This is a genomic window from Mycobacterium sp. SA01, from assembly GCF_041287105.1.
Taxonomy (GTDB): domain Bacteria; phylum Actinomycetota; class Actinomycetes; order Mycobacteriales; family Mycobacteriaceae; genus Mycobacterium.
Genome location: NZ_JBGGNO010000019.1, coordinates 633,135 through 654,875, shown reverse-complemented (window position 1 = coordinate 654,875; position 21,741 = coordinate 633,135). Strand labels below are relative to the sequence as shown.

The following is a 21,741-nucleotide window of genomic DNA, read 5'->3' as shown; positions in this document are numbered from 1 at the left end:
GAGCGCATGCTGGCGACGAATTCTCTGGTGAGGTTCCGCGTTGATTGCCGGAGGGATATGTCATGTCGGACACCGGTGCGCTCGGTGACGAGTATCGGCTGCGGCAGCTCATCGACAAATTGCCGGCCATGGTGGCGTACTGGGACGTCGATCTCCGAAACGTGGTCGCCAATGAGGCCCACCGGCCGTTCTTCGGCAAGACTCCCGCCGAGATCCGCGGCATGCACATCACCGAGTTGCTGGTCGGGGACCTCGGCGAGGCGAGCCTGCCGTACGTGTACGCCGCGATGGCCGGCGAGGATCAGATCTTCGAGAAGACTCTGACCGACCACAACGGCGTCACCCGCCATGTCCAGGCGTCGTACCTGCCGGACCTGGTCGACGGGCAGGTGCGAGGGTTGTACGTGCAGGTGGCTGATGTCACGGCGCGGGTCGAAGCCGAGCGGGCCCGCGATGACGCTCAGCGACTGTTCGAGATCAGTATGGACAACGCGCCGTTCGGGAAGGCCGTGTTCAGCACCGATGGGCGGGCGCTCTACATCAACTCCGCCCTGCGCGAACTGTTCGGGATCGGGCCGCACGACGACGCGGTGATTCACTACTACGACGGCGTCCACCCCGACGATTCCGCTGTGGCGGAACAGGATTGGCGCGAGCTGCTATCCGGCTCGGTGGATCGGATCGTCACCGAGGTTCGCTACGTCCGCAGCGATGGCGCCATCATCTGGGTTCATCGCGCCGCGGTGTTGGCGCCCGGCGCACACGGCGGCGCCGACGTCGTGATCGCCCAGCTTCAGGACATCACCGCCCGCAAGGATGCCGAAGCCGAACTAGCCCATCGCGCTGTGACCGACCCGCTCACCGGCCTGCACAACCGGCACTCGCTCGTCGCTCGGATCGCCGAGCGCCGCACCGCTCACCCCGGCGACTGCGTGGCCGCGTTGTTCATCGACCTCGATGGGTTCAAGAAGGTCAATGATTCGCACGGCCACGCCGCAGGAGATGCCGTTCTGGAAGCCGCCGCGGGGCGGCTTGCCGCAGCGGTGGTGTCGCCCAATGCGGTCTATCGTCTCGGCGGCGACGAGTTCGTCGTTCTGGTCGTCGACGACGTCGGTGAGTCCGCCGTCGAGCAATTGGCGCAGGACGTGTGGGCTGCGGTCAGCGGCGCGTATCCCGTGGAGGGCAGCGAGGTGACACTCACGGCATCGGTGGGGCGTGCATCCAGCCGGACGGCGGACGCCGCCGAACTCATCCGCGAGGCCGATATCGACATGTACCGGCATAAAGCACGGCGGCAACAGGGTGATCAACGCCTCAGCTCAACCGAAATTGTCGCGCGCGACGGCGAGTAGGCTGCGGGTTAGGAAACCGCTACCCGAGGAGGATGCCACGTCCGCCGATCGGCCCAATCTGGGCCAACTCATCATGTACTCGTACGGGTTCCGCCGGCTGCCTGCTTCGATGCGGGAATGGGTCGCGAACGATCTCGCGGGGCCCGGCGCCGTCAAGCGGTTCATGCTCAAAGCGGCGATCCCGCCGTTCTTCCTCCTGGCGCCGTTCTGGCTGCTGCCCGTGGAGAACAACTCGGTGTACGTTCACGCCGAGATGACGGTGCCGCTCTATCTGTGGACGCTGGCGATTTCACTTGCGCTGAACAAGGTTTGGCGGCGCCATCGGCTCGCTGTGCACGGTCTTGACCCGAACCTGGTGGACGTGGTCAAGCGTCAGAAGAACGCCCGTATCGAAGAGGATTACATCGCCCGGTTCGGTCCGCGCCCCCAGGACGCCGAGCATCAGAAGAACAGCAATCCGTTCTTCTGATCAGTCGGCGACGTTGAACGCCGTGATCACCTTCGTCGGGGTCACGCGTACGACCAGCTCACCGGGCACGCCGTTGCGCTTGCCGAATTCTTCGGCGCGCTCGGCTCCCATATAGCGGGCCGCGATGCGGGTCGCGAGGTCGAGCAGTTCATCGGGATCTTCGCCGAGGGACGCGGTGCCCTGAACCTGAACGAACGAGAACGGCGGATCCTGGTCGTCGACGCAGATCGCGACCCGTGGGTCGCGGCTCAGCGCACGGCCTTTGGCGGTCGCCTTTCCGGTGTTGAAGACCAGTTGGCCACCGTCGACGATGAACCACACCGGGGCGACGAGCGGTCTGCCGTCTGCGGCGACATAGGCCAGTTTGGCCGTTCGGGTGCCCTCGGAGAGGAACGCGGCCACGTCGTCGGAGAGTTCGTCCATACCGTCGAGGCTAGGCGCTTGACCCGCGAAGCGTTTCGACCCAGGCCGGCGGTGGCAATACTCGAGTGGCGCGTCGTCGGGTTTGGCAGGCAAGGTTGAAGCAAGACAAAGTCAGGAGTCTCATGTCGCAGACGGTGGAGTCCATGCCCGACGATGGACCGCCCGACGAGGGTGAAACCGGCAATGCGCCTGCCGAGATCACCTACGACGAGCATCTGCACCCTGCCCGACCTCGTACGTTGCGGTTCCGTCCGCGCGTTCGAAACCCGTTCGTGCGCAGGTCGATTGCGCAGGACGGCTCGCCGACGGCGGACAACCAGGCCTACGTGTCGTGGCTGTTGTCACAGTCGATGCTGGCCGACGCCAACGAGATCAGCCAGCAATTCTCCGGCCAGGGTTCGATGTGGCAGAACCCGTACGCCACGCCCAGCCCACGCAGTGCTGTTGACGCTGCGTCGGTGTGGTTCACCGCGTATCCGCTGTCGCTCATCACCCGGCCCGAGGAATCCTTCCTCAAGGCCATGGCCGATGAAGCGATGTGGAAGGCATTCGCAGAGATCGGTATCGAGGGGATCCACACCGGCCCCGTCAAACGCGCCGGTGGCATCGCGGGCTGGCAGCTGACCCCCAGCGTTGACGGCCACTTCGACCGGATCAGCACCCAGATCGACCCGGCGTTCGGCACCGAAGACGAGTTCCGCCAGATGTGCGGCACCGCGAACTGGTACGGCGGCACCATTCTCGACGACATCGTGCCCGGCCACACCGGCAAGGGCGCGGATTTCCGGCTGGCGGAGATGAAGTACGCCGACTATCCCGGCATCTACCACATGATCGACATCGATCCGCTGGACTGGGAGCACCTGCCCGACGTTCCGCACGGCCGGGACTCGGTCAACGTGGACGCCGCGACCGAGGAATGGCTGGACAAGGCCGGCTACATCATCGGGCGGCTGCAACGCGTGATCTTCTACGCCGAGGGCATCAAGGAGACCAACTGGAGTGTCACCCGCCCCGTCGTCGGCATCGACGGTGTCGAGCGGCGGTGGGTGTATCTGCACTACTTCAAGGAGGGGCAGCCCTCGATCAACTGGCTCGACCCGTCCTTCGCCGGGATGCGCCTCGTCATCGGCGACGCACTGCACTCACTGACCGATCTCGGGTCGGGCGGGTTGCGCCTCGACGCCAACGGCTTCCTCGGCGCCGAGAAGACGTCCGGGGACGACGGCGTGGGATGGTCGGAAGGTCACCCGCTGTCGCAGGCCGCCAACCAGTTCATCGGAAGCATGGTGCGCAAACTGGGCGGTTTCACCTTCCAGGAACTGAACCTGACGATCGACGACATCAAGGAGACCAGCGGCACCGGCGCCGACCTGTCCTACGACTTCGTCAACCGGCCCGCCTATCACCATGCGCTGGCGACCGCCGACACGGAGTTTCTGCGCCTGACGCTGCGCACGGCCATCGAACTGGGCGTGGACCCGGCATCACTGGTGCACGCACTGCAGAACCACGACGAGCTGACCTACGAGTTGGTGCACTGGTCGAACGGCCACAAGGACGACATCTACACCTACAAAGGCCATGAGATCACCGGCGAGGCTCTCGGCGAACGTGTTCGCGCCGACCTGACCGAAGCGCTCACCGGACCGGCCGCGCCGTACAACCGCGTCTTCACGACGAACGGAATCGCTTGCACCACAGCGACAGTGATCGCTGCGACGCTGGGATACCGCGACCTCGACGACATCGACGACGACATCGACCGCATCCGCCGGGCACACCTGCTGCTGGCGATGTTCAACGCACTTCAGCCAGGGGTGTTCGCGCTGTCCGGCTGGGACCTGTGCGGCATGCTCACATTACCGTCGGCTGAGGTCGCCGACCTGATGCACGGTGGTGACACCCGCTGGATCCACCGCGCCGCGCACGACCTGATGGGCGTCAACCCGGCAGCGACGAAGTCGAACGCCGGAATGCCGCGTGGCCGAAGCCTGTACGGGTCGATTCCTGAGCAGCTCGCCGACGACACCAGCTTCCTGCGCCAACTGCAGGCGATACTGCGGGTGCGGGCGCACTACGGCATTGCGACCAGCCGGCAGGTCGACATTCCCGAGGTGTCACATCGCGGCATGTTGGTGATGGTGCACCAGCTCGATGCGCCCGAGCAGCATCAGCTGACGGTGCTGAACTTCGCCAACGAAGACATCGCAGGCACTGTCCGATCCAAGACTCTGCCGCCGGGTGCGACCGTGCGCGACATGTTCACCGGGGCGCACATCGCGGTCGTCGACGACCTGCACAGCTTTGCGGTCGAGATGATTCCGCATCACGGGATGGCGCTCCTGGTCGAAGTCGAACCGGCCGACGAGGGCGCGCCGGCCTGAGCCGGCCTGCTCGGCGGGGCACGCGCACTAGACTCCAGCTGCCGGGTGTTGTCTGGGGGAGTCGTCGATGAGTGGATGGCTGGTGAGCACCGTCCCGCCGGGACTGCTCCTCGTCGGTCTGATCGTGGTCATCGCCGGGGGAGCGATGCTGATCGCCAAGGTGATTCGTCGACGGTTCCCCGCGCTCACGCGGGACGAGCACAACGACGTCACCAAATTCACCTACACCTTCATCGGGTTCATCTACGCCTTTCTGATCGGGTTCATGACGTCGTCGATGTGGGGTCAGATCAGCTCCGCCGACGCGAACGCGCGCGCCGAAGGTGCGGCTGCCATCGAAATGGCAAGGGATCTGGTCGCTTTCGACAAGCCCGACGCAGATCGCCTGCGGCGCAGCCTGCTCGACTACGAGAAGTCCGCGATCGCGGAGTGGGAAAGCGGCCCCGGTACCCGCTCACCCGGGACCGACGATGCGCTGGCGCAGTTGACGTCGGCCTACCGGCAGGTCACCGCGACCACCGACAGCCAGAAGACCGTTCTCTCAACGTCATACGCGAACCTCGACAAGATGAGCCAGGCCCGCACCGTCCGCCTGCTCACGGCCCGCGAAGACACCGGGCCGCCGTGGCCGCTGTGGGCGGTGATCTTGTTGACCAGTGCACTGGTCCTGGGCACCGTGGTGATCTACGGGGTCGACAAGCCCGGGCTGCACTACCCGATGGTGGCGATCGTCGGCCTGATCGTGGCGACCAATCTGTTCCTGCTTCTCGAGGCGTCGCACCCGTACATCGGTGGTATATCGACGACGCCCGACCCGCTTTATGAGGCGGTCTCGGTCATCAGCGGCCAACGGTGACGGGACGGTAGGCCGGCGCCACGAACCGCTCCAGGACCTGCCGTTCCTCGCGAATATCGGCGATGGGTGAGTAGGCGAACGAGACGACAACGCGCACAATCCATTGCGCGGCCTGCGGATCGTCGTCGGTGATGCCGGTGAGCTCGGCAGCCAAGTGGGCGAGCACCGGCGAGGAATGCAAATCCCTCAGATCCGGTGAACTGCCGGTGCTGAACATCAGGCGCCGCAGCCGATCAGATCGGATCTCGCGCAGCGCCACGGTGATTGCGGCGATCACCCGCTCCGCACCGGTGAGGCCGGCCACCGACTGCCGAACCGTGTCGATGATGCCCGCCGCCAGGCGCATGAGCACGGCGTCGCGGATCTGGCCCTTGCCGCCGGCGTGGCGGTACACCGTGGCCCGCGAGCAGTGGACCCGCGCGGCCAGGGTGTCGATATCCAACGCATCCAACCCGTCGCGGATGACGAGCTCGGTCGCTGCCGCATAGATGCGCTCCGCAGCTGCCGCGGCGCGGTCACCGCCCAGCACCCAGTCGTTGCGAGTCATGACGGATATCTTCTCAATGTTGAGACGACGATCTCGCCAGAATGAACTGTTCACCCTGGTGAACGGGCTCGATTGAGACACCGCGACCATCGTGATCGCAGGTTCGGTATCGACTTGTCCGGTCACGATTGACGCAGCGCCCCGCCACCGCTCAGCGTGAAGAGATGACATCGGCGGATACCGGCCTGGGGTTGGCACTCTTCGAGGACCGGTACATCCAGGATCCGCACCCGCTGTACGCGAGCATGCATCAGACCGGCGACGTCCACCGCATCGGGGACTCGGGTTTCTACGCCGTGAGCAGCTGGGGTGCCGTCAACGAGGCGGTCGCCCGCGTCGATGACTTCTCCTCGAACCTGACGGCCACGATGATGTACGAGGCTCCCAACACCGTCACCGCCTTCCCGATCGGCGAACTCGGCGGCGAGATGCAAGCCTTGGCGACAGCGGACGAACCAGTGCATTCGATGCACCGGAAACTCCTGCTGCCCCAACTGGCCGCGAAACGCATCCGCGCCGCCGAACCGTTCATCGCCGACACCGCAGCGGCGATATGGGATGCCAGCGCCGATGATGACGGCATCGAGTGGATGAGCATGATGGCCAATCGGCTGCCGATGATGATCGTCGGCCGGATCATCGGGGTGCCTGACACCGACATCGACAGAATCATCCACTGGGGATACGCGGCCACCCAGGTGGTCGAAGGCTTGGTGACGCCGGCTCAAATGGAATCCGCCGGTGTCGCCGTGATGGAGCTCAGCACATACATCGCTAACCAATTCGGACGGGCGGCGACCGAGCCCCGCGACAACCTGTTGGGTGATCTGGCCTCGGCATGTGCCGCCGGCGACCTCAGCGACATTGCGGCGCTCGCGATGATGATCACTCTGTTCAGCGCCGGAGGCGAATCCACCGCATCGCTGATCGGCTCTGCCGCTTACCTTCTCGCAACTCGGCCCGATGTACAGCACCGACTGCGCGACCGGCCGGACCTGCTCGGGGCGTTCCTGGAGGAGGTACTTCGTTACGAGCCGCCGTTCCGCGGGCACTACCGCCATGTCGTCAACGACACCGAACTGTGCGGCGTCGAACTCGAGGCGGGTTCGCGGTTGCTGCTGTTATGGGGAGCCGCCAACCGGGACCCGGCGCACTTCGACGATCCCGCCGAATTCCGACTGGATCGGCCGGCAGGTAAGGGGCACATCACCTTTGGCAAGGGTGCGCACTTCTGCGTCGGGGCGGCGCTGGCGCGACTGGAGGCGCAGATCGTCATCGGTCAGCTCGTGGAGCGCACCGCGACCCTCGGCGCCGGCGAAGTCGGACGGTGGCTGCCGAGCCTTCTGGTGCGCCGCCTCGAGCGGCTGCGGCTCAGCGTCAGCTGAACGAAATCAGCGGTGACCGCTGCCGCCGACCTCGGCGGGCAATGGCGGCGGCAACGGCGTCGTCGACGTGGGCGTGGTGCTGGTGGGGGCCGACGACGTCGTCGGTGACGTCGACGTGGACGTGGACGTCGCAGCCGATGTCGATGTGGATGTCGATGTCTGGGGACCGTGGAAGTCCACCCACGATTCCTTGCGGACCACCGTCGTGCCGGAGCTGACCACCAGCGCACTTGAAGTCACCGTGTAGGTGATGCCGTCGTTGACCGCACTGTAGGAGCCGTCGCCGGAACTGGACGCCGACAGCACCAGCTTGGCGCCGTCGCGGACTCGCACGCCGCGGTACTCGTATCCGCCGGTCGCCGTCTTGCAGATCGCCACCCGGGAGCTGTCCGTGCTGCCGAAGAGCACCGCGGAGCCTGAACAGCGGGCCGTCGAGTCGAGGTAGCCGTAGGTGTCGAAGTCGGGGGCGGCGGCGGCGTGCGGCAGGGCGGTCATCAGCAGAGCGGCGCATGCCGCGGCCGCCGCAGCGCCTGCGGCGCGGATCGCAGAAGAAGGCATCGACTTCCACGACACCACGCGTACGCCGGGCGGGCGACCGCCGATGCCGACTCTCCATGCGATCGTTAGTTCGCCGAGATCCCGCGCGGTCGCTTGTAGACAGATTTCCGATTGTGTACTGTGACCGGGCGCACAGTCGGTAACCTCTGAGCGCGTATCACTGTCGGGGATCAGATGGAGTTCGGGATGCGAAATCACGTGGGCGTTCGGCATCGAGCATTGACAACACTGGCGACGATAATCTCGGCCGTCGCCTTCTTCGTGATGTCGGCACTGCCCGCCTGGGCTGCCGACTCGATCACCCTGACCTGGGTGCGGCACGGCGAGTCCTACGGCAACGTCGCAGGGGCCGGGATCGACACCAAGGTGCCCGGACCACAGCTCACCGCACTCGGCGAACAGCAGGCCGAAGCCATTGCCCAGCAGCTCAAAGACGGTGGCTACGACAGCATCTACGTCTCCGACATGATCCGCACCCACGAGACGGCCGCCCCGCTCGCGACGGAAACCGGGCTCACCCCGATCCAGGAGGGTGGCTTCCGGGAGATCGGCGCCGGCATCTTCGAGGGATCACCGATCGACAGCGGGCTCGGCCGCATCGGGTACTTCCTGATCCCGGTGGCCTGGACCCTCGGGCTGCGCAGCCTGCCCATCCCGCTCGGCGAGAACGGCAACGGCTTCGAGTCCCGGGTCAACGGTGCCATCGCCTCGGTGATCGCCAACGGTGACACCAAGCCGGTGATCTTCTCGCACGGCGCCACGATCATGGTCTGGACCATGATGAACGTCGACAATCCCGACGTCATGCTCATGCTGACCCATCAGCTGGGTAACACCTCCGTCGTCGTGGTGACCGGCAACCCGGATGATGGCTGGACGCTGCAGAGCTGGGATGGTGTTGCCGTCAGCCAGAATCCGTCGCTCGCAGGCAAGTTGTTCGTCAACACCCGCAGTCTGATCGTGGCGCCGCAGACCGCGGTCTACAACGTCGTGCAGGCCGTCAAAACCGGCGACATCCGCACGGTGGTGGCCGCCGCGCGTGACGGCATCGCCCTCGTCGCCAAGGCCGGTGTCGACTTCGTCAAGAACTCGGTCACCGACATCGCGCAGGCGATCCGCGGTGCGCTGCCCGGCTCGGCAGCTGCCGTCGTCAGTCCGCTTGCCGCCAAGGTGAAGTCGCCCGCCGCGGCGGCGGTCAAGGCGGAGCCGGGCAAGGTCAACGCCGGATCGAGCCGCAAGGCCTCCGCGAAGGCCGATGCGTCCGGTCCGGGGGCGGGCAGTGCCAAGGCGAACGGCGGAGCCAAGAAGGGCACCGGCTCCAGCCGTCGGGCCGCCCACAAAGCGGCTGCCTGACGGGGGCTTGGCTCAGCGGCGATACTGCGACTCGAGCACCAGGTCGGGCACCAGTTTCTGGTACTCCATGTGAGTGCGGTGTTCCACCGTCGTCCAGTTGTTGCCCTCCTGCTCGTGCATGAAGGCGCGGTACTTCGGCGAGCCCGGGAAGCCGACATTGTCGGCGACGACGACGGCCCCGCTGCGTAGCCAGCCCCGCTCGACGATGCTGAGCAAGTCCGCCAGATAAGCGTTCTTGTCGTGGTCGATGAACAGGAAATCGACTGTGCCTGAGTCGAATCCGTGCTCATCATGCAGCGCCTCGAGCGTGCGCCCGCCATCACCGACCGTCCCGACCACGCAGGTGACCCGGTCCGCGACCCCCGCGTGCGCCCAGATCCGCCGGGCCACAGCGGCATTCGCCGATGCGAGTTCGACGGAATACACCCGTGCCGACGGCGCCGCCCGCGCGATCCGCAACGCGCCATACCCGCAGTAGGTGCCCAATTCGAGCGCCAGTCGAGGATCGGCACGGCGCACCGCAGCGTCGAGCAGCGCGCCCTTCTCGTCGCCGATGTTGACCAGAAACGACTTGGCGTAGGCGTACTCGTCGATGGTGGCCAGCACACTGTCGATATCGCCGCGACGGGCGTTGGCCTCGACGTAGTCCGCCGCCGCGGCCTCCCGGCCGTCGCCGATCTGGCCCGTCCTGGTGAAGTTCCGGATCCCGATGCCGGTGCGCAGCACCGACCATCGCAGCAACGGCAAATGCTGGCGAAGATTCATGGACTCACGCTACGTTGTGCTCGCGGGTGCCAGTGACGGGCTTGCGAGAGGTGCGTGTGCGGGCAATAGCGTCATCGCCCGTCGCCAGAAAAGGCGGCGGCCGGACAGTCCTGGCCGTGAGCTACGGCGTCGTTTGTCATGCGTTGTTCATGGTGGCCGTCGGTTCGATGGTCGTCGCGATGTACTTCGGGATGAGCCGCTCGCTCGGCAGGGTGCCTGCCCCGTGGAGCTGGGTCGCCAACGCCGCCCTTCTCCTTCAGTTCCCGGTCATCCACTCCATGCTGCTCACCGGCCGCGGCCGGACACTCCTGGCCGCGCTGGCGCCGCGCGGCACCGGCGCCACCCTTGCGCCGACGACCTATGTCATCGTCGGCTCCCTTCAGCTGATCGCGCTGTTCGCGTTGTGGACGCCTAGCGGAACGATCTGGTGGCAGGCGCGGGGATCGGCGTTGACCGCGGTCGTCGCGCTCTATGCGCTCGCCTGGGTCCTGCTGGGGAAGTCGATGGCCGACGCCGGCCTGTCACTGCAAACCGGCAGCCTGGGCTGGGTCGCGCTGCTGCGCGACCGCAAGCTGGTCTTCCCGAAGATGCCGACGACCGGTCTTTTCCGGCTCACCCGGCAGCCGATCTACGTCGCGTTCGCGCTCACGGTCTGGACGGTGCCGACCTGGACGCCCGATCAGTTGGTTCTGGCCGTGGTCTTCACCACGTACTGCCTGGTAGGGCCGCTGTTCAAAGAGGCCCGCTTCCGTCGCGTGTTCGGTGCCGAGTTCGACAACTATGCGCGGGGAGTGCCCTATTGGTTACCGTGGCCCGGTAGGTTTCGAGGCCGTCCGGGGAGGCGTTGTGAACCTCCTGCTGGTCGCGTACGTATCAGCAGAAGGCAGGGCTGAACCTAAGGACGGACCATTGCTGCGAGCGATTGCCCGGCTAGCTATTGCAGCACCACGTCAGGTGGTCGCCGTAGCGATCCTCGTCATGGTTGCGATCGGCGTTTTCGGCGTACCGGTCGCCAAGAGCCTCTCGCCCAGCGGCTTCGCCGACCCGAACTCGCAGTCGTCGCGCGCCACGCAGCTGCTCACCGACAAGTTCGACCAGGGCGACGTGCAGTTCCTGGTTGTCGTCACCGCGGGCGACCGCTTCGACAGTCCCGCGGCGCGAGCGGCCGCAACTGACGTCATCGACCAGCTGAAACGGTCCGGCCACGTCACCGGCATCTCCTCGGCGTGGACATCGCCACCGCAGGCCGCGGCCGCGCTCGTCAGCCGGGATCAGAAGTCGGGCCTGATCACCGCCGGCATCACCGGAAGTGAAGCCGACCAGCAGACCTACGCCAAAGAGTTGTCCGCGCAGGTCAGCCGGGACCGCGACGGCATCGTGGTACGCACCGGCGGGGCGGCGATGGTCAACCTGCAGGTGACCGAGCAGTCGCAGCACGATCTGCTGCTCATGGAGTCCATCGCGATTCCGCTGAGTTTCCTGGTGCTGGTCTGGGTGTTCGGCGGCGTGTTTGCCGCCGCGCTGCCGGTGGCCGTGGGGCTGGTGGCGATTCTCGGTGCGCTGGCCGTGCTGCGGGTGACGACGTTCTTCACCGACGTCTCGATCTTCGCGCTGAACCTCACCACCGCCATGGGTCTTGCCCTCGCGATCGACTACACGCTGCTGATGATCAGCCGCTATCGCGACGAATTGGCGCACGGGGCGGATCGCGAGACCGCGCTGATGCGAACGATGGAGTCGGCGGGCCGCACCGTGCTGTTCTCCGGAACCACCGTCGCGTTGTCCATGGGCGCCATGGTGCTGTTCCCGATGCACTTCCTGAAGTCATTTGCCTATGCCGGCGTGGCCACCGTCGCGCTCGCCGCCCTGGCCGCCATCGTGATCACACCCGCCGCGATCAGCCTGCTCGGTGATCGGCTCGACTCGCTCGACGTGCGCCGCCTGGTCCGGCGCAGCCTGAGCCGGGCCGAGCCCGTGCCGCGCCCGGTCGAAGAGCAATTCTGGTACCGCGCAACCAAATTCGTGATGAAGCGGGCGGTGCCGATCGGGTTGGCCGGCGTCGTGGTGCTGCTGATACTCGGTGCGCCCTTCCTGGGTGTGCGGCCGGGCTTTCCCGACGATCGGGTGCTGCCCACCTCGGCGTCGGCCCATCAGGTGGGTGACCTGCTGCGCAGTGAGTTCACCAACAACTCCGAGACCGCGATCCCGGTGGTCATCCCGGATGCGTCGGGCCTGTCGGACCCGCAGATCGCCCGCTACGCGGCGGACCTGTCGCGGGTGGCGGACGTACCGTCGGTGTCGGCGCCGATGGGAGCGTTCGTCGGCGGGAATCTCGTCGGCCCGCCGACCGCCGCGACCGGATCGTCGTCTGGCAGCGCACTTCTCACGGTGGAGAGCGCCGCCCCGTTGTTCTCGGACCGTTCCGAGGATCAAGTCACCCGGCTGCACGATGTTCCGACGCCGGGCGACACGACCGTCGAGTTCGCGGGTACCGCGCAGACCAATCGGGACAGCGTGGATGCGATCACCTCGCGGCTACCCGCGGTACTCGGTCTGATCGCGGCGATCATGCTGGTGCTGCTGTTCCTGCTGACCGGCAGCGTGGTGCTACCGCTGAAGGCTCTGGTGCTCAATGCGCTGTCGCTGACGGCGGCGTTCGGGGCGATGGTGTGGATTTTCCAGGACGGCCATCTCGGCGCGCTGGGCACCACCTCGACCGGCACCCTGGTGGCAAACATCCCGGTGCTGCTGTTCTGCATCGCATTCGGCCTCTCGATGGACTACGAGGTGTTCCTCGTGTCGCGAATCCGGGAGTTCTGGCTGGCATCACCGCAGCGCGGCGCCGCGGACAACGACGAGAGCGTTGCTCTTGGTGTGGCCCACACCGGCCGTGTGATCACCGCCGCCGCGTTGATCATGGCAATCTCGTTCGCCGCGCTGACCGCGGCTCATGTGTCGTTCATGCGGATGTTCGGGCTTGGTCTTGCATTGGCTGTACTGGCCGACGCCACCCTGGTTCGGCTGGTCCTGGTTCCGGCGTTCATGCACGTCATGGGCCGGTGGAACTGGTGGGCACCCAAGCCCCTGGCCTGGATGCACCAACGGGTCGGCATTCGCGAAGGAGGCCCGGCGAGGCATACTGGGTGACGTGTCGAACCAGGGGCCGCGGGCAAATATCGGTGAACCGGTGTCGGATGCTCTTCGTGTCAATGACATGCGTCCGATCAGTGTCATCGCCGGAGTGCGCGGGGAGTTGCCCCCGCACCGGTACACCCAAGCCGAGGTCACCGAAGCGTTCCTCACCATCGGCGGCTACGGCGAGTACGAAGAGATCCTTCGCAAGCTGCATCGCAGTGCCAAAGTCGACAACCGGCACTTCGTCCTGCCGCTGGATCAATACCCCGCGCTGAAGGATTTCGGCGAAGCCAACGACCTGTTCATCGAGAACGCCGTCGAACTCGGCTCGGCCGCGGTCGCGGGTGCCCTCGAGGAGGCCGGTCTGCGGCCGGCGGACGTCGATCTCATCGTGTCGACGACCGTGACCGGCGTCGCGGCCCCATCCATCGAGGCCCGGATCGCCGGCCGACTGGGGATGCGGCCCGACGTCCGCCGGGTGCCGATGTTCGGCCTGGGCTGCGTGGCCGGTGCGGCGGGTGTGGCCCGGCTGCACGACTATCTGCGCGGTGATCCCGACGGTGTCGCGGTGCTGGTGTCCGTCGAGTTGTGCTCGATGACCTACACGGCGAACAAGCCCACCTTGCCCGGGCTGGTCGGCAGCGCGTTGTTCGCCGACGGGGCCGCGGCCGTCGTGGCCGTCGGGCAACGCCGGGCGGAGAAGATCAACGCCGGCGGGCCCGATGTGATCGATTCACGCAGCCATTTGTATCCGGATTCGTTGCGCACCATGGGCTGGGACGTCGGAGCGGACGGTCTGGAGCTGGTGCTGTCCGCCGATCTGCCCGATGTCATCGAGCGCTACCTGCCTGACGATGTCACCGAATTCCTTGGCGCGCACGACCTCGAGCTCGACGACATCGGCACCTGGGTCTGTCATCCCGGCGGTCCCAAGATCATCGAGGCGATCGTCAACAGCCTGAAGCTGCCCGACGAGGCGCTCGAGCTCACCTGGCGCTCGCTGGCCGACATCGGCAACATCTCGTCGTCGTCGGTGCTGCACGTGCTGCGCGACACCATCGCCAAGCGTCCGTCAGCAGGTCCGAGTGTGATGATGGCCATGGGTCCCGGGTTCTGCTCGGAACTGGTGCTGCTGCGCTGGCACTGATGACCTGGTATGTGCTGCTGGTCGCAGCTGTGGCGGCCGAACGCCTGGCCGAATTGGTCGTCGCGAAGCGCAATCTCGCCTGGAGCCGCGCGCAGGGCGGAGTCGAGTTCGGGGCCGGTCACTACCCGCTGATGGTGGTGCTGCACACCGGGTTCCTCGCCGGGGCGCTGGTGGAGGTGATCGGCCTGCACCGGCCGTTCCTGCCCGCGCTCGGTTGGCCGATGCTGGCGATAGTTGTTGGGGCACAAGGCTTGCGGTGGTGGTGCATCACCACGCTCGGTAGGCAGTGGAACACCAGGGTCGTCGTCATCCCCGGTGCTACGCGCGTCGACGGCGGCCCATACCGGTTCTTCTCCCACCCCAACTATGTCGCCGTCGTCGCCGAGGGCATCGCGCTGCCGTTGGTGCACACCGGGTGGATCACCGCGTTGGTCTTCACCGTGCTCAACGCGGCCCTGTTGCGCACGCGCATCCGCACCGAAAACGCCGCGCTGGCAAGCCTGTCGTGATCGATCTCCTGGTGGCAGGCGGCGGCCCGGCCGGTCTGGTCACCGCATTGCATGCCGCCCGCGCCGGGCTGAAAGTGACCGTCGTCGAACGCCGGCGCGCACCGATCGACAAGGCCTGCGGCGAGGGAATGATGCCCTACACCGTGGCGCAGCTCGACAAACTCGGAATAGTTCTGCCCGGCAAGCCGTTTCGGGGCATCACCTATTTCGATACCGCGCGACGGGTGGACGCGCCGTTTCGCTCCGGTCCGGGTATGGGCGTGCGCCGAACCGCGTTGCACACCGCGTTGGCGGATGCGGTCCAAGCCGCCGGTGTCGACGTGGTGGACGCTCACATCGGCCCGATCACCCAGGACGCGGACTCGGTGCAGTGCGGGCCTTTTCGTGCTCGCTACCTGGCCGCCGCCGACGGCTTGCATTCGCCGATCCGGCGGTCGCTGGGCCTGTCCCGCCCCAGCGGCGGGTCGCGGCGGTGGGGCCTGCGGCGGCACGTGCACATCGCACCGTGGAGCGACCGTGTCGAGGTGTACTGGGGTGACGGCGCCGAGGCCTATGTCACGCCGGTGGCCGACGACTGTGTGGGCATCGCGATCCTGACCGCGCGGCAGGGTTCGTTCGAGAGCAGGCTGGCCGAATTCGGCGCCCTGCGCGAGCGGGTGAACGGATGTCAGCACGGTCCCGAGCGGGCGGCGGGTCCGCTGCGGCAGCGGGTCGCCGGGCGCCGAGCAGGCCGCGTCCTGCTGGTGGGTGACGCCGCAGGCTACGTCGACGCTCTGACCGGTGAAGGCCTCGGCATCGCCTTCGGGGGCGCCGAGCTGTTGGTGAATTGTGTTCTGGCCGAACGGCCGGGTGACTACGACCGGCAGTGGCGGCGGATGTCGCGGCGCTACCGGCTGCTGACGGCGGGCCTGCTGCAGGCCGTCGAGTTCGGTCCCACCCGCTCGGCGGTGGTGCCTGCGGCGGCGGCGCTGCCGAGCGCGTTCGGCAAGATTGTGAACCTGCTGGCTTACTGACGGCGTAGGCTGCGCCGCTATGAGCAACGGCCCGCATGGTGTCGTACACATCCCGGAGATATCAGACTGGAATCGCCTGCTGGAGGGCCGCGTTGCGGTCGTGACCGGCGGTGGCGACGGTATCGGCGGTGCGATTTCGGCGCTGTTCGCCGCGCACGGCGCCGTCGTCGAGGTCGCCGAGATCGACCCGGTCCGCGCCGACCGCATCAGCCGCGAGGTGACGGCGGCCGGCGGGATGATCCGCAGCCACGTCGTGGACGTGACGGTCGACGACGATGTCGCCCGCCTTGCCGATGCGGTGCTGGGGACACATGGGCGGGTGGACGTCGTGGTCAACAACGTCGGTGACTACCGGCCGCTGGTGGGCTTCGATGAGTCGACACCGCAGACCTGGCAACGGATGTACGACGTCAACCTGCGCCATGTCTTCGCGGTGACCCGTGCCTTCGTCGGGGCGATGATCGAGGCGGGCAGCGGCACCATCGTCAACGTCCACTCGGTGGAAGGGATGCGCGGTTTTCCGCGTGATCCGGTCTACGGTGCGATGAAAGCCGCTGTCGCACATTTCACGACGTGCCTGGCGGTCGATCTGGGCCGCCACGGAATTCGCGTCAACGGCATCGGCACCGATCTCACCCAGACGCCGCAGGTGGACTATCTCACCGGGTATGAGGACGTCGAGCATCTGTGGCAGTCGTGGGCGCCGGTCGGTCGGGTCGGCTGGCCGGACGATCAGGCGCGGGTGGCGCTGTTCCTCGCCTCGGAGCTGTCAGGTTTCGTCACCGGCCACAACATCCCGGTCGACGGCGGGACGAAAGCCGGTGGTGGATGGTTGTTTTCGCCGCGCGCCGGCCGTTTCGTCAACCGATCCAAGCACCTGTAGGTCTCAGCGCGCGGAGTGCCCTGTGGAGCTGTGTCCGGTGGTTCCGCCGGATGCCGTCCGATCGGCGCGCTGCTGAGCGGGCTTGCTGCGGCGTTGTGTGCTCGGTGTGGACGCGGCGGCGGGGCCGGGAGTGGCGCCGGCTGTGGCGGGTTGCCGCTTGCTTGTCGCGACCGCTCTGCGCGGGGTCGGCGTCGCGGCGGTCTGCGCTGCCGGGGCGGATGGTCTGGCCGCGGCGGTGCGTCCGGCGGTCGGGATGCCCAGCGCCCCGGCGATGGTCTTCACCACCGCGTTGATGGCGCTACTCACCAGCTGCACAATGAATTTCGGCACCACGAGTGCCTGATTGATCAGCTGGCGGATGAATACCTGGACGCTCTGCAGGAACGGATTGGCGGGCATGTACGGCGTCACGTCGAAGGGCTCGGCAGTGCCGTCCGCCAGATCGGCGATCAACGCGGCGACGGTCTCGGCTGCCAGTTTGGGGGTCCAGTTGGTCGTGAAGATGCCGAAGTTGGCCTCGTCGTCGAAGGCGCCGGTCGCGGTGTCGCGCGTGGTGTAGATGAACATCGGACCGGCGCCGGTCACCTGCTGCCATGCCACGACGAAGTCGTGGATGTAGGCGGCTTGCTGGGCCTGCGACACCACGCTGGTCGGCAGACCGTATTCGGTGGCCCACAGTTTGAGGTCGGCGTCGCCGTTGGCCGCCATCAATGCGCGGATGGCCGCGACCTGTTCGATGGGTTCACCGGGCATGGTCCCCTTGGAGAACGGGGTGACGTAGTGGTACGGGTGAAAGGACAGCGCGTCGAAAAAGCCATGTGCCCCATCGGCATACATCTGCGTGACGAACTTGACCGCGCTGGTCGACACACCCGGAATGTTGCCGACCGCACCCAGCACACCGCCGATGACGGTGGCGTCCGGGTCGGCGGCCTTGATCGCGGGGTAGGCGGCCTTGAGCAGGTCGGTGTAGGCCTTCGCGCTGACCGGCGACCAGAAGGTCACACCGTTCGGTTCGTTCCAGACTTCGTAGGCCGAGATCTTGCCCTGGTAGCGGGTAGCGACGGCCGAGGCGAACGCGGCGTAGGTGGCGGGGTTGGGATGCCCGTTGAGCGGGAAGCCCGCCCAGGCCGGGGTCCCGCTGATGACACCGAGCACACCCATGTCGCGCTCGGCGATGGCGTTGACCACCATGTCCAGCTTCGACCAGTCATAGCTCTGAGAACTGGTGGGCTGCACGAAGATCCATGGCACCGCGATCCGGACGTCTGTGACGCCGAGCGATTGGAGTTCGTCGAGGGTCGTGTTCAGATCCGCCTCGGACAAGGTGTACAGATTGGAATCGGCGATGCCCAGGGTGGTCGGCGACTCGTCGATCGCGGCCATCAGCACCACCGGCAGGTGGATCGGTCCGTGCGACACCGACCGCCCCGCTGCGGTGGGAGCCGGGGTGAGCGTGGCCGCGATGAGCGCGGCCGCTGTCACCGTCGTCACGGCTCGCTTCGCCGCCGTGACGCGGCAGGATTGAGCAGGCATACGCAGCACCCCCGACATTTGCGCCCTGTGTCAGCAAACACTAGCGCGGGCCGGCGCGGTCGGGGCGGTAGTTGAGCAACCCGACCCGGCGGGTGTTCCGAATCGGTGCGCCGGGTTGCGGAGCCATCGGTAGCCTCGGAGTCGATGGCTAGGGAGGTCGCATGACGACGGAGGGCGGCGAGAGCGGCCTGGCGTCGGCGTTGGGGGCGGCACCGGAGTTGATCACCGTGCGCGCCGAAGGATTGGCGCAGATGGAGGTGTTCGCAGGCTGCCGGCCCGAGCTGCTGCGCCCGCTGGCCGAACGGCTACGACCCTTGCAGGCGCCGCCGGGCCGGGTCCTGATGCGCCAGGGCGAGCAGGCGGTGTCGTTCCTACTCATCGATACCGGCCGGGCCGAGGTGCGCCACGTCGGCGACGAGGGTGAAATCGTCGTGGATTCGGTCTCCGCCGGTGTGATCGTCGGCGAGATCGCACTCCTGCGTGACAAGCCTCGCACCGCGACCGTCACCACCACCGAAGCGCTCACCGGCTACATCGGCGACCATGCGGCGTTCGAGACCATGGCCGAGCTGCCGGGGATCAGCGAGCGGCTGGTTCGCACCGCCCGGCAGCGGCTGGCCGCTTTCGTCACTCCGATCCCGGTGATCCTCAAGGACGGCACCGAGCTGTGGCTGCGTCCGGTGCTGCCCGGTGACAGCGCCCGGACATCGAATGGTCCTGTCGAGTTCTCCTCCGAGACGCTCTATCGCCGGTTCATGTCGATGCGGGCACCGAGTATGGCGCTGATGAACTACCTGTTCCAGGTCGACTACGTCGATCACTTCGTATGGGTACTCGTCGACGGTGCGGACGGCCCGGTGGTCGCCGACGTGCGGTTCGTCCGGGATGAGGCCGATCCGTCGGTCGCCGAGATCGCGTTCATCGTCGGCGACGCGTATCAGGGGCGTGGCATCGGCAACTTCCTGATGGACGCGTTGATCATCGCGGCGCGGGTCGGGGGAGTGAAGCGATTTTCGGCGCGGGTGCTCGGCGACAATCTGCCGATGCGGACGATCCTCGACCGTTTCGGCGCGCACTGGGAGCGTGAAGAGCCCGGTGTGGTGACCACCGAGTTCGATGTCCCGAAAGACAATGGGATACAGATTGATCCGGGGCTGGCCGCCGAGATCCGCAGCATGGCACGACAGGTCCTGCGGGCGATCGGATGACGTGGCCAAGCCTGCGCTGAACAAAGACACCCGGTTGTGCATCTCGCTGGCCGCGCGGCCAAGCAACATCGGCACCCGGTTCCACAACCATCTCTACGAGCAGCTCGGCCTGGATTTCATCTACAAGGCTTTCACCACAACCGATATCGCGGCTGCCATCGGTGGCGTGCGGGCGCTGGGGATTCGCGGCTGTTCGGTGTCGATGCCGTTCAAACAGGATGTACTGGAGCTGGTCGATCATGTGGAGGACTCCGCGCGGGCGATCAACGCGGTGAACACGATCGTCAACGACGACGGTGTGCTGACCGCGGCCAACACCGATTACACCGCTGTGCAGCGGTTGATCGCCGAGCACGGCCTCGACCCCGACTCGGAGGTGCTCATCCGGGGCAGTGGCGGGATGGCGAGCGCGGTGGCAACGGCGTTCCGGGACAGCGGATTCGGCGTCGGCACCATCGTGGCCAGGAACTCCGACAGCGGCCCGGAGTTGGCGCAACGGCTGGGCTACGACTGGCGCAGCGACGTCGGCGACCTGCGCGCGCCGATTATCGTCAACGTAACGCCGATCGGAATGGCCGACGGCCCTGAGGAACGCGAGCCCGCCTACGCCGACGCGGTGATCGCCGCTGCGCGTACAGTTTTCGACGTCGTCGCTGTGCCGTCGGAGACCCCATTGATCGCCGCGGCGCGGGCGGCGGGTAAGCAGGTCATCACCGGTGGCGAGGTGATCGCGCTGCAGGCGGCCGAACAGTTCGAGCGGTACACCGGAGTCCGGCCCACCCCGCAGCAGGTCGCCGAGGCGTCGGCGTTCTCCCGGGGCTAGCCGCCTTCGTCGCTTTTCGGCAGGAAACGCTCAGGGTGGTGGTAGTCGTTGGTGCCGCCGCGCATGGGCACATCGGGTGTTGGGGTCCAGTGAGTCTGGCCGTTGGAGAGTTGGTGGGTGGTCCAGCCGTCGTTTTCGACGAGCAGGTTGTCGCATTTGCAGGCCAGCGTGAGGTCGTCGATGTCGGTGCTGCCGCCGTGTTTCCAGTCCTTGGTGGCGTGGTGGACCTGGCTCTTGTAGCCGTTGACGGTGCAGCCGGGCGCGGTGCAGCCACGGTACTTGGCCAACAACATGATCCGCTGATCGGACGACGCCAGTCGCTTGCTGCGTCCGAGCCACAGTGATTGGCCGGTGACGCCGTCGAACACCGCGAGGTAGTGGTGTGCGGGGGTGGCCATTCGGATCAGGTCGGTGATCGGCAGCAGGGTGCCACCGGCGGTGACGGCGTGCCCGGCCCCGGCCTGCAATTCCTGCAGGGTTGTCGACACGATCACGGTGACGGGAAGACCGTTGTGTTGGCCGAGTGTGGGGTCACCGAGGCGGCCGCGCACCAACTCGGCGAGCGCGTCGTGTTGGCGTTGGGCGTGGCTGCGCAGGTCGTCGGGTTTGGGTGCGGCGAATTTCGCCAGCCACGCATCGAGCATCGACCGCAACTCGGGATCGGCGATCAGTTTCCCGACACTCATGCCGTCGGGGCGTTGACCACCGCACCACACGAAGCCACGCTTGCGGGCTCGGTCTTCTTCGGAATACTGGCCGTCGGGGTTGAGGTGGACGGCCAGGCGGTCGGCCACCTTCTCCAGCTGATCGGGCCGCATGGTCTGGGCGTGTTCGGCCAGGGTGAGTTCGGCCTTCGCGATCTCGACCGGCCCGACGTGATCGGGTAGATCGCGGAAGAACTTCTGGATCACCCGCACATGCTCACCGTCGAGAAAGCCCGCCTCCCAGGCCTTACCTGTGGCCGGCAATAGGGGCGCCAAGGGTTCCCCGGTCAACGTGATCCGCGGGGCCAGTTGCTCGGCATCACGGACCCGGCGCTTGGCCGCGGAGCGGCTGATCCGCAACACGTCGGCCACCACGATCGGGATGGGCGGGCAGCCTTCGTAGCGCTCGAGATGGGTGAGCTGATCATGGGAGACCGCGACTTGGCGGCGTAGCGCGGTCTCGAGCCGTTCCAGAGCGGTAAAGCGTTGCGGGGCGGGCAGTTCCTCGATATCGGCGGCACCTAGGAGTTCGACCGCCGCGTCCAGCGCATCCAACGCCTCGCTGATCGAACTCATGATTAGAACACTAGTTCGAACCACCGACAAAAACCGACGCCCAAAATGATCTGTGGACGAAAGCGGAACTGGGGACAACCCCGATTACTTCAGCTGGCTCGCCGCATATTCG

At 66.6% G+C, this 21,741-nt stretch carries 20 protein-coding genes; 14 read left to right on the top strand and 6 right to left on the bottom strand.

Annotation, left to right across the window (positions count from 1 at the left end):
* Positions 1-62 precede the first annotated feature (62 nt).
* Together AB4879_RS19085 and AB4879_RS19080 are read left to right on the top strand one after the other, a co-directional pair.
* On the top strand, positions 63-1,352 hold the full coding sequence (locus AB4879_RS19085) for a diguanylate cyclase (protein ID WP_370508814.1): 1,290 nt from the start codon (positions 63-65) through the stop codon (positions 1,350-1,352).
* Between the two features lies 1 nt (position 1,353).
* Positions 1,354-1,821 carry a DUF5313 domain-containing protein gene (locus tag AB4879_RS19080; protein ID WP_286145640.1) on the top strand — a complete coding sequence of 156 codons (468 nt, stop codon included), beginning with the start codon at positions 1,354-1,356 and terminating at the stop codon, positions 1,819-1,821.
* Here AB4879_RS19080 and AB4879_RS19075 read toward each other — a convergent pair whose 3' ends face one another.
* Positions 1,822-2,244: a PPOX class F420-dependent oxidoreductase gene (locus tag AB4879_RS19075; protein WP_370508813.1), complete on the bottom strand. Its 423-nt coding sequence runs from the start codon at positions 2,242-2,244 to the stop codon at positions 1,822-1,824. It abuts the gene before it with no gap.
* A gap of 122 nt (positions 2,245-2,366) precedes the next feature.
* Between AB4879_RS19075 and treS the strand changes: the two genes are divergently transcribed.
* Positions 2,367-4,631 (top strand): maltose alpha-D-glucosyltransferase, encoded by a 2,265-nt coding sequence (gene treS / locus AB4879_RS19070; protein ID WP_102808042.1) that lies wholly within the window; start codon positions 2,367-2,369, stop codon positions 4,629-4,631.
* 67 nt (positions 4,632-4,698) lie between these two features.
* Positions 4,699-5,487 carry a hypothetical protein gene (locus tag AB4879_RS19065; RefSeq protein WP_370508812.1) on the top strand — a complete coding sequence of 263 codons (789 nt, stop codon included), beginning with the start codon at positions 4,699-4,701 and terminating at the stop codon, positions 5,485-5,487.
* Here the strand turns inward: AB4879_RS19065 and AB4879_RS19060 are convergent.
* Entirely contained in the window at positions 5,471-6,034 is a 564-nt protein-coding gene (locus AB4879_RS19060; protein ID WP_370508811.1) for a TetR/AcrR family transcriptional regulator, read from the bottom strand. The genes AB4879_RS19065 and AB4879_RS19060 overlap by 17 nt on opposite strands.
* Before the next feature lie 164 nt (positions 6,035-6,198).
* Here AB4879_RS19060 and AB4879_RS19055 point away from each other — a divergent pair, with 164 nt between their 5' ends.
* Positions 6,199-7,419: a cytochrome P450 gene (locus AB4879_RS19055; RefSeq protein ID WP_370508810.1), complete on the top strand. Its 1,221-nt coding sequence runs from the start codon at positions 6,199-6,201 to the stop codon at positions 7,417-7,419.
* A gap of 6 nt (positions 7,420-7,425) precedes the next feature.
* Here the strand turns inward: AB4879_RS19055 and AB4879_RS19050 are convergent, their stop codons facing one another.
* The gene (locus AB4879_RS19050; protein ID WP_370508809.1) at positions 7,426-7,977 is read right to left on the bottom strand and encodes a hypothetical protein; all 552 of its coding nucleotides are present in this window, start codon (positions 7,975-7,977) and stop codon (positions 7,426-7,428) included.
* Positions 7,978-8,163: 186 nt separating this feature from the next.
* Between AB4879_RS19050 and AB4879_RS19045 the strand changes: the two genes are divergently transcribed.
* Positions 8,164-9,330: a histidine phosphatase family protein gene (locus AB4879_RS19045; protein ID WP_370508808.1), complete on the top strand. Its 1,167-nt coding sequence runs from the start codon at positions 8,164-8,166 to the stop codon at positions 9,328-9,330.
* Positions 9,331-9,342: 12 nt separating this feature from the next.
* Here AB4879_RS19045 and AB4879_RS19040 read toward each other — a convergent pair whose 3' ends face one another.
* Positions 9,343-10,095, bottom strand: coding sequence for an O-methyltransferase (locus AB4879_RS19040; protein ID WP_370508807.1), 753 nt, complete (start codon positions 10,093-10,095; stop codon positions 9,343-9,345).
* Positions 10,096-10,211: 116 nt separating this feature from the next.
* On the opposite strand from AB4879_RS19040, the gene AB4879_RS19035 reads away from it, so the two are divergent.
* From AB4879_RS19035 to AB4879_RS19010, 6 genes are all read left to right on the top strand, one after another.
* Positions 10,212-10,988, top strand: a complete 777-nt coding sequence (locus tag AB4879_RS19035) for an isoprenylcysteine carboxylmethyltransferase family protein (protein ID WP_370508806.1) — start codon at positions 10,212-10,214, stop codon at positions 10,986-10,988.
* Between the two features lie 16 nt (positions 10,989-11,004).
* On the top strand, positions 11,005-13,242 hold the full coding sequence (locus AB4879_RS19030) for an MMPL family transporter (RefSeq protein ID WP_370508805.1): 2,238 nt from the start codon (positions 11,005-11,007) through the stop codon (positions 13,240-13,242).
* Positions 13,243-13,318: 76 nt separating this feature from the next.
* A complete protein-coding gene (locus AB4879_RS19025; RefSeq protein WP_370508851.1) occupies positions 13,319-14,377 on the top strand; it encodes a type III polyketide synthase in 1,059 nt (352 codons plus the stop codon).
* Positions 14,377-14,886, top strand: coding sequence for an isoprenylcysteine carboxyl methyltransferase family protein (locus AB4879_RS19020; protein WP_370508804.1), 510 nt, complete (start codon positions 14,377-14,379; stop codon positions 14,884-14,886). The genes AB4879_RS19025 and AB4879_RS19020 overlap by 1 nt, the downstream gene beginning before the upstream one ends.
* Complete coding sequence (locus tag AB4879_RS19015; RefSeq protein WP_370508803.1) at positions 14,883-15,899, top strand: NAD(P)/FAD-dependent oxidoreductase; 1,017 nt, start codon at positions 14,883-14,885, stop codon at positions 15,897-15,899. The genes AB4879_RS19020 and AB4879_RS19015 overlap by 4 nt, the downstream gene beginning before the upstream one ends.
* 19 nt (positions 15,900-15,918) lie before the next feature.
* Positions 15,919-16,782: an SDR family NAD(P)-dependent oxidoreductase gene (locus AB4879_RS19010; protein WP_370508802.1), complete on the top strand. Its 864-nt coding sequence runs from the start codon at positions 15,919-15,921 to the stop codon at positions 16,780-16,782.
* Positions 16,783-16,785: 3 nt separating this feature from the next.
* Here the strand turns inward: AB4879_RS19010 and AB4879_RS19005 are convergent, their stop codons facing one another.
* Positions 16,786-18,276 carry a cellulase family glycosylhydrolase gene (locus tag AB4879_RS19005; RefSeq protein WP_370508801.1) on the bottom strand — a complete coding sequence of 497 codons (1,491 nt, stop codon included), beginning with the start codon at positions 18,274-18,276 and terminating at the stop codon, positions 16,786-16,788.
* A gap of 203 nt (positions 18,277-18,479) precedes the next feature.
* Here AB4879_RS19005 and AB4879_RS19000 point away from each other — a divergent pair, with 203 nt between their 5' ends.
* On the top strand, positions 18,480-19,526 hold the full coding sequence (locus AB4879_RS19000; protein WP_370508800.1) for a GNAT family N-acetyltransferase: 1,047 nt from the start codon (positions 18,480-18,482) through the stop codon (positions 19,524-19,526).
* 1 nt (position 19,527) lies between these two features.
* Positions 19,528-20,349 (top strand): shikimate 5-dehydrogenase, encoded by an 822-nt coding sequence (locus tag AB4879_RS18995; RefSeq protein ID WP_370508799.1) that lies wholly within the window; start codon positions 19,528-19,530, stop codon positions 20,347-20,349.
* Here AB4879_RS18995 and AB4879_RS18990 read toward each other — a convergent pair.
* Positions 20,346-21,629: an HNH endonuclease signature motif containing protein gene (locus AB4879_RS18990; protein WP_370508798.1), complete on the bottom strand. Its 1,284-nt coding sequence runs from the start codon at positions 21,627-21,629 to the stop codon at positions 20,346-20,348. The two genes, AB4879_RS18995 and AB4879_RS18990, sit on opposite strands and share 4 nt — an antisense overlap.
* Positions 21,630-21,741 lie beyond the last annotated feature (112 nt).